10 protein-coding genes are annotated in these 11,959 nt (G+C 39.2%); 6 read left to right on the forward strand and 4 right to left on the reverse strand.

The features are described 5' to 3' along the window. Positions 1-138: 138 nt before the first annotated feature. The 3 genes from guaA to hemL are packed head-to-tail and all read left to right on the forward strand — an operon-like array spanning position 139 to position 4,779. Entirely contained in the window at positions 139-1,668 is a 1,530-nt protein-coding gene (gene guaA, locus AWW68_RS09545) for a glutamine-hydrolyzing GMP synthase (RefSeq protein WP_068219983.1), read from the forward strand. After that, positions 1,668-3,485, forward strand: coding sequence for a hypothetical protein (locus AWW68_RS09550; protein WP_157717592.1), 1,818 nt, complete (start codon positions 1,668-1,670; stop codon positions 3,483-3,485). The genes guaA and AWW68_RS09550 overlap by 1 nt, the downstream gene beginning before the upstream one ends. 1 nt (position 3,486) lies before the next feature. Then, positions 3,487-4,779, forward strand: a complete 1,293-nt coding sequence (hemL, locus tag AWW68_RS09555) for a glutamate-1-semialdehyde 2,1-aminomutase (protein ID WP_068219989.1) — start codon at positions 3,487-3,489, stop codon at positions 4,777-4,779. A gap of 6 nt (positions 4,780-4,785) precedes the next feature. Here hemL and AWW68_RS09560 read toward each other — a convergent pair whose 3' ends face one another. From AWW68_RS09560 to AWW68_RS09575, 4 genes are all read right to left on the reverse strand, one after another. Further along, positions 4,786-5,949, reverse strand: a complete 1,164-nt coding sequence (locus AWW68_RS09560; protein ID WP_068219993.1) for a DUF3667 domain-containing protein — start codon at positions 5,947-5,949, stop codon at positions 4,786-4,788. 116 nt (positions 5,950-6,065) lie between these two features. Continuing rightward, positions 6,066-6,701, reverse strand: a complete 636-nt coding sequence (locus AWW68_RS09565) for a hypothetical protein (RefSeq protein WP_068219996.1) — start codon at positions 6,699-6,701, stop codon at positions 6,066-6,068. A 210-nt stretch (positions 6,702-6,911) separates the two neighbouring features. Then, entirely contained in the window at positions 6,912-8,078 is a 1,167-nt protein-coding gene (locus tag AWW68_RS09570) for a DUF2911 domain-containing protein (RefSeq protein WP_068219999.1), read from the reverse strand. A gap of 67 nt (positions 8,079-8,145) precedes the next feature. Continuing rightward, positions 8,146-8,655 (reverse strand): DUF4442 domain-containing protein, encoded by a 510-nt coding sequence (locus AWW68_RS09575; protein ID WP_068220001.1) that lies wholly within the window; start codon positions 8,653-8,655, stop codon positions 8,146-8,148. Positions 8,656-8,701: 46 nt separating this feature from the next. Here AWW68_RS09575 and AWW68_RS09580 point away from each other — a divergent pair, with 46 nt between their 5' ends. From AWW68_RS09580 to AWW68_RS09590, 3 genes are read left to right on the forward strand one after another with little or no spacing between them, the layout of a single operon-like run. Then, a complete protein-coding gene (locus AWW68_RS09580; protein ID WP_068220003.1) occupies positions 8,702-9,820 on the forward strand; it encodes an NAD(P)/FAD-dependent oxidoreductase in 1,119 nt (372 codons plus the stop codon). A 38-nt stretch (positions 9,821-9,858) separates the two neighbouring features. Then, the gene (gene nhaC / locus AWW68_RS09585) at positions 9,859-11,328 is read left to right on the forward strand and encodes a Na+/H+ antiporter NhaC (protein ID WP_068220006.1); all 1,470 of its coding nucleotides are present in this window, start codon (positions 9,859-9,861) and stop codon (positions 11,326-11,328) included. A 38-nt stretch (positions 11,329-11,366) separates the two neighbouring features. After that, positions 11,367-11,915 carry a 3'-5' exonuclease gene (locus tag AWW68_RS09590; protein ID WP_221405985.1) on the forward strand — a complete coding sequence of 183 codons (549 nt, stop codon included), beginning with the start codon at positions 11,367-11,369 and terminating at the stop codon, positions 11,913-11,915. Positions 11,916-11,959 lie beyond the last annotated feature (44 nt).

Here is an 11,959-nt window from a genome sequence, read left to right on the forward strand (position 1 = left end):
TACAGAATATCGTTCTGATAACGCAGGTGCTGCCTATAGGCTCATTTTCAGTAAAATACAAGGGTGAGGGATTTTAGCTAAGAGAATAGAAATAGTTCTTTTTGTTTAGCGAATCATTGGGCTTTGTTATTTTTGCGCATGGCAGAACAGATCCTCATCCTTGATTTTGGATCGCAGTATACTCAACTAATTGCACGAAGAGTCAGAGAGCTCAACGTCTACTGCGAAATACATCCTTACAATAACCTTCCTGAAATTACAGACGATATAAAAGGAGTAATATTCTCCGGTAGCCCTTGCTCAGTGAGAGAAGAAGATGCTCCCGATGTTGATGTAGATATGTTCCGTGGCAAGGTTCCTGTTCTAGGGGTGTGCTATGGAGCGCAACTTATGGCTCAAAAGTATGGTGGTAATGTTTTGCCTTCTGAAATTAGAGAGTATGGTAGAGCGCGCTTAAGTCATGTGGACTCTCACTTCGACTTAATGAAAGAAATAAGCCTAGATTCTCAAGTTTGGATGTCTCACGGAGATACCATTAAAGAGCTTCCTAAGGGTTTCGATATTATAGCAAGTACACCAAGTGTTGCCGTGGCGGCTTACAAGGTTCAGAATGAGCTTACTTATGGTATTCAGTTTCACCCCGAGGTAACCCATTCGGAAGAAGGTAAAATACTTTTAAGAAATTTTGTGGTTCATATATGTGGTTGTGCCCAAGAGTGGACTCCAGATATTTTTGCAGAGACTACAATTGCTGAGTTGAAGGAAAAACTTGGGAATGATAAGGTTGTTCTTGGCCTTTCAGGCGGGGTAGATTCTTCAGTAGCGGCTGTTTTAATAAATAGGGCTATTGGCGATAATCTACATTGTATTTTTGTTGATAATGGACTGCTAAGAAAGAATGAGTTTGAGTCTGTGCTTGAGTCTTACAAGGGCATGGGTTTAAATGTGAAGGGGGTAGATGCCAAGCAGCAGTTCTACGATGCTTTAGAAGGTATTACCGATCCGGAAGGGAAAAGAAAGGCCATCGGTAGAGTGTTTATTGAAGTTTTTGACCAAGAAGCGCACAAGATTCAAGATGTAAAATGGTTAGGTCAAGGAACAATTTATCCTGATGTAATTGAATCTGTTTCTGTGAAGGGACCTTCAGCTACAATAAAATCGCATCACAACGTTGGAGGTTTGCCTGAGAAGATGAATCTAAAGGTGGTTGAGCCACTGAATACACTTTTCAAAGATGAGGTGAGAAACGTTGGTAGAAGTCTGGAAATTGACCCGAATATATTAGGTCGTCACCCATTCCCGGGGCCAGGGCTTGGCATTAGAATTCTCGGAGATATTACACCAGAGAAGGTAGCTATACTTCAGGAGGTTGATTACATATTTATCAACGGGCTAAAAGAAAAAGGGCTGTATGATGACGTTTGGCAAGCAGGAGCTATGTTGTTGCCAATTCACTCGGTTGGAGTAATGGGCGATGAAAGAACTTATGAACAAGTAGTGGCACTTAGAGCTGTTACTTCTGTAGATGGTATGACAGCCGATTGGGTAGATCTACCTTATAACTTCTTGCAAGACGTTTCAAATGATATTATTAATAAAGTAAAAGGAGTAAATAGAGTGGTTTACGATATCAGTTCTAAACCACCGGCCACCATAGAATGGGAATAATGCAGAGATTTTTACTGGCAGTTGTTTTTGTGCTAATGAGTTTTTCAACTGCATTAGCACAAAACATTAAGCAGTTATTTGAAGAAGGAAAACAGCTTTTCGACCAAGAGCAATATGCCTTGGCTTTTGGAAAGTTTGAACCATTGACCGCTCTTACTCAAGAGAATGACATGGTGAAATATGCCTCTTTCTATTATGCGGTTTCTGCCTATAAAACTGGTGATAGAGTAATAGCCAAAAATGCTTTTAAGCAGATTCAAGGCAAATATCCTAATTGGAAGATCGACAATGAGATCGATTACTGGTTGGGCTTAATCGCTATTGAGCAGGGGCAGATTGCCGAGGGTTTTGATTACTTGGCAAAGGTTGAAGATGATAACTTTAGCTTTTCAATTAATGCGCTTAAAAAGCAAGCTGTTGATTCAATTCGAGATATTGACCGCTTAAAGGCTTTGCTGAATGATTATCCAGAAAATCTGATTGCTTCTCAACTAGCATCTGAAATGCTCCGCTTAGATGTTCAAGATCAAGATTTGGAGCTATTGAACTCCCTTCAGGAGCAATACGACTTACAGATTTCTCTGACCTTAGACGATATTGAGGTTTCTCCAAAAAAGGAAGTTTACAATATCGGATTGTTTTTGCCTTTCGCTTATAGAGGTGATTCGGCCAGAATAGCTCAACTAGAGTCTAACTGGACTACTAGAATGTATCATGGTGCATTATTAGGTGTAGAAAAATTAAAGAGTGAAGGCATCAATGTAAATCTGATAACTGTAGATACTCGAGATGGCAGGCAAAGGCTTGATCAGATGATTCGATCTGGAGAGTTAGATGATTTAGACTTTATTATAGGCCCAGTAACTCAGGGGGCTGTAGAGCAAATGACGCCTTTTTCTAAGGAGAAGAGAATTAACATGATCAACCCTCTTTCTTCCAATAGTGAGATTCTAGTAGAAAACCCTTTTGCTTTTTTATACTACCCAAGTAATGAGTCAATAGCCATTAGGTCTGCAGACTATGCTGTTAAGCACTTTAGGAAAAATAAGAATGCAGCTGTATTCTATTCAGGAGATGCCGATTTAGAGCGAGCTCTATTGTATAAGGAACTCCTTGAGAAAGATTCTTTTAATGTGCCAATTTTTAAGCGTGTGCCTCCTAATGAGTCAGTAAAAATTCAACAGTGGTTGGTAGAGGAACAAGAGATTGACCAAGATTCTAGCTTAGTCAATCGAATGATTGAAGAAATGGACTCGCTGAAGGCTGCTGGGGTTCAGCGTTGGCAGAAGTACTCAGAGAGGGACTTTGTAAAAGACACGCTTAAAATATTACCAGATAGCATAGGCCATGTTTTTATAGCGTCTGACTATTCTCAGCTTTCTACTAGTGCGTTAAGCGGTATTGCAGCTAGGCCAGATACCGTAGGGTTTCTTGCTTCTTCTAGGTTTTTGACAGCGGAGCAATCACTTTCTTTCGATCAACTAGAGCGTTTGAATGCGATTTTAGTGGGTAGTAATTATATGAATTACTCTACTTCAAAAGTGGCTGAGTTTAGAGAGAATTATATAAACAGATTTCTTTCAAGTCCGGTTAAAGAAGAAAGACTTGGAGATGCCTATTTGGGCTATGATATTGTAGTAACCTTTGGAAAACTTTTGCAAGAATATGGAAAGTATTTTCAGGTAGGTTTAAGGCGAAGAGATTTGATTGAAGGAGAGCTTACCGAATACTTTAGATACAGGCTTTCTAACGATAACAGATACATGCCATATTTAAGGGTTAGGTCTGCGAAGGTAGAGAAGATAGAAGATCAGTAGTATGCATCAGATTACAAAAAGCAATAACCTCTTTGAAGAGGCTCAAAATTATATCCCTGGTGGTGTTAACTCGCCAGTGAGAGCATTTAAAGCAGTTGGTGGAAATCCGATTTTCATTAAAAAGGCAAAAGGAGCTTTTATTTATGATGAAGATGGAAATGAATACATCGAGCTGATTAACTCATGGGGGCCAATGATTTTAGGGCATGCCAATGAAAAAATAGAAGAGGCTGTTCATGAGGCCGTAAAAGGCTCTCTATCGTTTGGTGCACCTACCGCAAAAGAAATAGAAATGGCCAAGACCATCTGTGAGATGGTGCCAAGCATTGAGAAAGTGAGAATGGTTAACTCTGGCACAGAGGCAACTATGTCGGCTGTTCGTTTGGCTAGGGGGTACACGGGTCGTTCTAAGGTTATTAAGTTTGAAGGTTGCTATCACGGTCATGGAGACTCTTTTCTGATAGCTGCTGGTAGTGGTGCTATTACACTGGGAGAACCTAATAGCCCAGGAGTAACTAAAGGCACAGCTAGAGATACCATCACGGTGCCTTTCAATGATATTAATAAAGTTCATGAGGCCGTTATGGCCAATAAGGATAATGTAGCGGCTGTAATCATAGAGCCAGTTGCCGGAAATATGGGCTGTATTCTGCCTAATCAAGGTTATTTAGAAGCTCTTAGAAAGATTTGCGACTCTGAGGGGATTGTCTTGATTTTCGATGAGGTAATGACAGGCTTTAGGCTGTCTAAAGCAGGTGCTCAAGGTGTTTTTAATGTTCAGCCAGATTTGACTACCCTAGGAAAAATTATTGGTGGAGGAATGCCAGTAGGAGCCTATGGTGGTAAAAAAGAGATTATGGATTTTGTAGCTCCTGTAGGGCCTGTTTATCAGGCAGGTACATTGAGCGGAAACCCAGTGGCTATGGCAGCAGGGCATGCTATGTTGAATGAGATAACTAGTGATGAGAGCTTGTATAGCGACTTGGCATTAATCACTGCTAAACTAGAGAATGGTATTCAAGCTGGTTTAGATGAGCTTGGTTTACCTTACACTATCAATAGAATAGGTTCTATGATTAGTTTGTTCTTTACCTCTGAAAAAGTGACTGACTTTGAAGGAGCTAAGAAATGTGACTTGAAACTATTTGGACAATACTTTAGAGAGATGCTCAAAAGAGGGGTCTACTTACCGCCATCACAATTTGAGTCTTGGTTTATATCTAAGTCTATTACGCCAGCATTAGCCGATAGAATTATTGAGGCCAGTAACGAAAGTCTTAAAGCCATTCACTAGTATTTATTAGTAATACCAGAAACTAATAAGTACTTCTAGTGAGAAGAAAATCTGAAGAAAGAAAACGTAGATGAAGCCAACTATGTTAAACTTTATCAGTGTCTTAAACCATTGCTGCTTGTATACTTTTAGAAAGGAAATATAGGCGTACGTACTAGTGACAACAAAGACGGCAAAGCCTAAGATGCCTCTTAGGCCTACTGCTTGTCCATCTGGAAAACTACCTTCAGTAATTAGTTTGAACATAATCAGTAGCGTTAATCCGTAGATCAGATAGGCAAAGGAGTGTATGTGCAGTGCATGTACAATATGCTTAATATATAGATGCTTTCTCCTTACGTAAATCAGTTTCAAGATTCCTGCGAATAGAGGAATAAGAATAAACATCATTAGTGGTAGGTTACCAAGTACAAAGCCTTTAAAGCCCTCATCATTCTTAAATATCTTTCTTACCTGCTGTTGTAGATGGGCTTCATCACTGTTGGAGAATAACTTGAAGTTTGTTTTACCTCCTTGGGTCAGGGAGTCCCAAAAAACAGAGTCGGCAATTCTATTATCACGGGCCAATCGGTGCATTTTATTAATGTAGCCTTCTTCTTTTCTATCCGGAATGGAGACAGAGCTTAAGGAAACCTTAAAATCTTCTAAGAAGTCTTCTCCATAGTCTGCATCTAACGAGTCTACTAGTTGGTCGAAAGAGGCAATATTACTGTATCGGTCCACTAAAGAGTCTTCCAATAAAGCCATCCTGGTACTGTCGGATAAGAGTTGAAGCCTACTATTGTCTTTAAGAGCCTCAATGCTAGCGGTAGTATATTCGGCCTCTTCATCAAAAGTATTTAAGTTGATGTCTGACAATAAATAGCTTATTGTGAAAAAGTAAAAGAGACTCATTACCAAGTAAAGCCTTACCGGATGAATGAAGTGCTTCACTTTACCTTCATGAAACCTATTGGTAAGTGCTCCTGGGTTGAATAAAAAAGGAATGAAACTATGGGCTAGCTTTGAGTCTATTCCAAAGTAGTTATCCAAAAACTCTTTGAATAGCGTGGAGAAGGTGACATTGTTGTCTGAATTAGACTGACCGCAACTTGGACAATAGTTGTAATCTTCCTCTAAATGAGAACCGCAATTGTTGCAGGTTGTGCTTCTTCTTTGTTTGGCTTTCATGACTGGGCACTACTTGGAGCTTAAAGATAGCAGATGTAGCTATTAAGCGAAAGCACAAAAAAAGCTAATCCAGAAGAATAGCTTTTTTGTGAGTTGTGTTTAGGTGTAAGGGTACTCTAACTCCATCGTAGAGCAATTTGTGGTGTGTTGTATATTGAGTAGTTATTATTCTTTTCAACCAGATGGTTCAATTCATGATTAATGTTATTCCATAAAGCTTGGTTATGAGATACAAAGCTCACTTTAGGTGTAACATCATCCTTTAATATGATCCTATTTCCCGACTCATCCTTTACAGTCTGATTCCAATCAAGATTATGTAAAGCATGTTTGATTTTAAATAGGTTTAGAAAAATGTCTTTAAGCTGGTTGTTGTGACTCCTTAACTGAATTTGAGCAAAGAATAATTCATCTTCATAAAAGTGCATTTGAATAATACTCTTAATTCCTTTTATGCTGAATTTATAGAATAAGGTTTGTTGAGATTTGAGTGGTAGGTTTTTGTGCTGAATGAAATTTGGCTTACCAAAGAGCTTTTTGGCGTCCTTAACTGAAGCCCCAAATTCTAGTCTATAAAATCTAATTGGTTTTGCGGTGCTAAAATCTACATGACTAGTTTCTTTATTGAAACTAAAGGCCGAAGCTACATTAAGAGCATTTAGCGAGTGATAGAAATCCTCTTTTTCGAGATAGTATAGTTTTCTCTTCTTGCTTCTAAATATAGAGAGGCAAGGCCAATCGGCAGTCCGCATAGTATCTGAATGTTTAGGTGTCAATTTGTCCCTAAGGACTCTGTGAAGTTAGGTAAAGAACCTTAGAAATAACAGGAGCAGATAAAGCAAAACTGGCTTCTAATTTACTCTAGAAGCCAGTTTTTGGAGTTGATCAAACCATTATATAGTTTGAAATACGTTTATGTGTATGTGAAAAAAATGGAGGTTTCTAAGTCGATTTTTAAACTTCTATTCAAAGTTAAAATTCACATAGTAAATAGTCCTATCCCATAGCAGTTCAATGCTTCCGCCATTTTCTGTTTCTACCACTTGGATAGTAAAACCTTCAACTTCTTCGCTGTTTTCTTCCCTCATCATGGGTACTCGCATTAGGTCTCTACTTTCATCGTAAGACTGACCGTTTTGTCCTGTTTGTTTATTTATGATTAAGGTGCCCCCGTTTTCTTCAGGAATGCTGAACAAGGTGTATTCGCCTGCTGGTACTTTATTCCCTGCAATGTAAATGTCTTTGGTGGTAGAGAAGTGGCTAGCGCTATTGGCTCCCGTTCTCCAACGTTCACCATAAGGAACAATTCCACCAAAAATTGTTCTCCCTCTCTTTTGAGGCGAACCAAAAGTAACTTTGAAGTCGGATCCGCCAAAGCTAGTTTCCATCTCTTCAGCCGGACTAAGTGTGCCAAACGGAGAGCCTTTTTTGTCGATTTCGATGTACTTCTCTGTTAACTTCTCAAAGTCTAGATCAGATACTCTTTCAACTATCAGTTTTCTGGTAGTCTCTTTGGCATCTAACCAAGTCATGTTGCCCTTATCATCGGTTTGTACATACATATAACCTCTAGACGGGTGTCTCAGGGTATATTCGTTGTCTGCAGTTCTATGAATGATGAAATCAGACGCTCTCCTGCCAGTCAATAAGTATTGATGAATTGAATCTTCTGCAGATAGGTGCGCTCGGTTGAAGGCAATGTCATAAGGCCAATGTACCATATCAATAAATGGTAAATAAGTATTGTCATTGAGCATTGAGCTTCTCACCATTCCGTTTCTTCCTTCACTTTCAGAGACTAAGCTGTCTCCTTCGGCTTCAATATTTTGTTTTACAGAACCGCCTACAGGGAATTCTCCAAACAGGCCTTCGTAAGCTACGGCAGTCAGTGACTTTAACTTATTATTGGTGTCCCAGCTAATGCCGTAAGAGGTTAGGCTAATTCTTGGGCTTCTTAAGACTACATCTGCCCTAAGGCTGTTTTCTTGTTTTTCTACTCTTTCAATTGCTAGAGTGTCGCTTCCTAGCCTGGTTACATAGTAGAAAGTGTTGTCTATAGATTGCTCTTTTGGGCTGCAAGTGCAAAATGCAAGTCCTATAAGCAAGTAAGCTGCTAAATGCTTCTTCATAAGGTCAATGGTTTTTTATGAAGTTAGCAAGTAGGTTAAATTCGACTAAACGCTTTTATTTCAGCGGTTAAAGCTTTGTTTTCACTTTTGCCCAATCTTTTATTTGCCAATAAATATGGCCTGTAGTTAGGTGGTTTCCATCCTTATCATAGGCTTTGGGTTCACAGCAAACCACTATAGATTCTTTATCTTTTAATGGCTCTATCACTTCATTATTGAGCCATTCTTCAGAAATTTCAAATTTGACAACCGTATCCATTTTTGCCTGATAGTGGTAGTCCATTTCCATTCTCTGCATAATGATTCTATATTTTTTGGAATCTAAGCTGTTGAGCAATACCAAACCCGTAGAGTACTCGGAAGCCGTGGCCAAGGCACAGGCATGAATACCTTTAATGTGGTTGAAGTTGGCTTTCTTATATGGAATGGATACTTCTACAGAGTGGTCTCCAATGTTTTTGATTTTAAAACCATGCGGTTTATTAAATGGGATCATTCTGGCTAAGCCAAAGTTTAATAATGCCAAATGCCGCTTAGATGATTTTGCGCGCTCTAATAAGGTAGATGTGTCTAACATATTTTCTGTTTGTTTGAATTTATTGATTCTTCACTAATTTCCCGTCATGCTAAGTTTTTGGGAAAAGGATTTTTTCATTGCCTATGATCATATTGTGGTGGGTAGTGGAATTGTGGGGTTATCTACTGCCATAGCTATTAAGGAAAAGCAACCGAATAGCCGAGTGCTTGTGCTAGAAAGAGGGATTTTTCCTACAGGAGCGAGTACAAAAAACGCTGGTTTTGCTTGTTTTGGTAGCTTATCTGAAATAGTGGCCGATTTAGAGAAGCTATCAGAAGAAGAGGTTTTCAATCTAGTAAAGCTTAGATGGGATGGTCTGCAGCTACTCCGCAGCCGTTTAGGTGATGAAAAAATAGACTATAAGAGCTATGGTGGTTATGAGTTACTGCGTAATGATGAACTCAAGGCACTTGATCAATTAGATAGAGTTAATAACCTGCTTCTTCCGCTTTTTGGTAAGCCAGTCTACTCTGTTGAAAACAATAGAATTAGTGACTTTAACTTCCCCAAGGAGGCCGTAGATGCTATGGTGTTTAACCCTTTAGAAGCTCAAATTCACTCAGGCATGATGATGAAAAACCTTTATCAGTATGCAGCCGAAAAGGGAGTGGAAGTTATAACAGGGGCTCAAGTAGTAGCTTTCGAAGAAAAAGGCGATGTGGTAGAGTTAGCGGTTGCAGACGGCCCAACGTTTAAAGCTCAGCAAGTTGCCTTTTGTACCAACGCCTTCTCCAAGTGGTTTTTTCCTACTATGGATATTGAGCCTGGTAGAGGTGCGGTTTTGGTTACTAAACCTGTCGATGGACTCAAAATAAAAGGTACTTATCATTATGATGAAGGCTATTACTACTTCAGAAACTATCAGGATAGGGTCATATTCGGAGGAGGAAGAAATGTAGATTTCGAAACGGAAAAGACTACCAATTTTGATGTGAATCAGCGCATTCTTGATAAGCTATTAAATGATCTGGAGCAGATGATATTGCCTAACCAAAAGTTTGAGGTAGACCACGCTTGGTCTGGTATCATGGCTTTCGGCCCCAATAAGAAACCAATACTACAAAAACAGTCAGATAGAGTAAGTGTTGGTGTGCGATTAGGCGGAATGGGTGTTGCCGTTGGCAGTAAAATCGGTTCCGAACTGGCCGATTTAATGCTCCAATAATTAAATATTGTTATCTTCAAAGCTTACCAAATACACTTATGAGTTATAAGTTTCAGAAGCCATCTCTTTTTCAGGCACTTATCCCTATTATCTTTCTTGTCATTGCACTTTTTATCAATGTTCGGATTTTTGGCGATGCAGCTCTGGATGGTTCAAATCAGATTATATTAATTCTATCTGCCGGAGTAGCTTCACTAGTTGCTCTAAAGTTAGGCATGAAGTGGAATCAGATTCAGAATGGCATTGTAAAGAGCATTAGTTCTGCCATGGCATCCATCATTATTCTACTGCTAATAGGTTCTTTGGCTGGTACTTGGTTGCTTTCTGGAATTGTGCCTGCCATGATTTACTATGGTCTTCAGATTTTGAATCCGACAATATTTCTATTTGCAGCTTGTATAGTGTGTTCTATTGTTTCCTTGGCCACAGGTAGCTCATGGACCACTGCAGCAACAGTGGGTATAGCCCTGATTGGAATTGGTAAAGCTTTAGGTTTACATGAGGGTATGATTGCCGGTGCTGTGCTTTCTGGAGCATACTTTGGCGATAAAATGTCTCCGCTTTCAGATACAACTAACTTAGCTCCAGCAATGGCTGGTACTGATTTGTTCACGCACATCCGATACATGGCCTACACAACTGTACCATCTATTAGTATTGCGCTTATTCTCTTTTTAATCATTGGGTTTACAACAAATAGTACTGAAGGCATAGGGCAAACGGAAGCCATTTTAATGGCTATAGACTCTAAGTTTAATATTAATGGCTGGTTGTTCTTAGTTCCGCTAATGGTCATTATCCTTATAGTTAAAAAAATGCCTGCTATACCAGCCATTCTAATAGGTGCGCTACTCGGAGGAGTGTTTGCGCTTATTTTTCAGCCAGATATTGTTAAAGAAGTTTCTGGTTGGGAAGGCACAAGCAATGAAATGACATTTGTAGGGATTATGAAGTCTCTCTATGGATCCATTTCCATTGTTACAGGAAACGAAATTGTGGATGAATTACTTTCGTCTGGAGGAATGTACGGTATGCTAAATACAGTTTGGCTTATTGTTTCTGCCATGATTTTTGGTGGAGTAATGGAAGCCAGTGGTTTGCTGATGAGAATTGCTGAAGCTGTAATTTCTAAAGTAAAGTCTACAGGTTCATTAGTGGCTTCAACTGCGGCTACTACTATCTTTTTTAATGGTACTGCTTCAGATCAATATTTGGCTATTGTGGTTCCGGGAAGAATGTATGCCGATATTTATAAGAAGAAGAAATTGGCTCCGGAGAATTTAAGTAGAACCTTAGAAGATTCTGGAACAGTAACTTCGGTACTGTTTCCTTGGAATACCTGTGGAGCTTATCACAGTGGAGTATTGGGAGTAGCTACAGGAAGCTATTTCTTCTACGCTTTCTTTAACTTGATAAGCCCAATTATGACTATTGCATTTGCCTATTTTAATATTAAAATCAGAAAATTAACAGACAAGCAAGAAGCTGAAGAGCTAGAAGTTGCCTAATTATGATGTTTCCACTTTCCATAAGTAAGAATGAGGTCATGGAATTTCCCCTAAGTCACTACACGGGGAAAATAGTGGTGGCTGCAACAGAAGAACAGATAGAAAATGCTGTTAGAGAAATCAATCAGGCTGAAATAGTAGGTTTCGATACAGAAGCAAAACCTACTTTTCAAAAAGGACAAATTCGAAATATTGGATTAATTCAGGTAGCAACCGAGAATAAGGTCTTTCTACTTAGAATTCATAAAGTAGGAGTTTTAGACTGTATTCATGACCTGCTTCAGAATGAGAACATTCTAAAAATAGGGATAGGACTGAAAGATGATTATAACCTTTTAGACCGACTAAGATCTTTTGAGCCGAAAGGCTTTTTAGACCTCAATGACACCATGGAAGAGCTTGGAGCCGAAAGCATTGGAGCTAGAAATTTAGCTGCAATGATTTTAGAGATTCGGATTTCCAAATCGGCCCAAACGTCTAACTGGGAGGTGGAAGAGCTTACCCAAAAACAGCTCAATTATGCGGCTACAGATGCTTGGATTTGTCTGGAGATATACAAGAAGCTAGAGGGCTGGGGGTATATCTAATCCTAAACCTTTAGAATACTTACTTTTTCGTTTTAACTTTTTCT

The organism is Roseivirga spongicola (genome assembly GCF_001592965.1).
GTDB lineage: Bacteria > Bacteroidota > Bacteroidia > Cytophagales > Cyclobacteriaceae > Roseivirga > Roseivirga spongicola.

Coding starts and splice junctions, on each gene's coding strand:
- AWW68_RS09565 (WP_068219996.1), bottom strand. CDS start 6,701: ATGCGGACTGCCGATTGGCCTTGCCTCTCTATATTTAGAAGCAAGAAG.
- AWW68_RS09570 (WP_068219999.1), bottom strand. CDS start 8,078: ATGAAGAAGCATTTAGCAGCTTACTTGCTTATAGGACTTGCATTTTGC.
- AWW68_RS09580 (WP_068220003.1), top strand. CDS start 8,702: ATGCTAAGTTTTTGGGAAAAGGATTTTTTCATTGCCTATGATCATATT.
- nhaC (WP_068220006.1), top strand. CDS start 9,859: ATGAGTTATAAGTTTCAGAAGCCATCTCTTTTTCAGGCACTTATCCCT.
- AWW68_RS09560 (WP_068219993.1), bottom strand. CDS start 5,949: ATGAAAGCCAAACAAAGAAGAAGCACAACCTGCAACAATTGCGGTTCT.
- hemL (WP_068219989.1), top strand. CDS start 3,487: ATGCATCAGATTACAAAAAGCAATAACCTCTTTGAAGAGGCTCAAAAT.
- AWW68_RS09575 (WP_068220001.1), bottom strand. CDS start 8,655: ATGTTAGACACATCTACCTTATTAGAGCGCGCAAAATCATCTAAGCGG.
- guaA (WP_068219983.1), top strand. CDS start 139: ATGGCAGAACAGATCCTCATCCTTGATTTTGGATCGCAGTATACTCAA.
- AWW68_RS09590 (WP_221405985.1), top strand. CDS start 11,367: ATGGAATTTCCCCTAAGTCACTACACGGGGAAAATAGTGGTGGCTGCA.
- AWW68_RS09550 (WP_157717592.1), top strand. CDS start 1,668: ATGCAGAGATTTTTACTGGCAGTTGTTTTTGTGCTAATGAGTTTTTCA.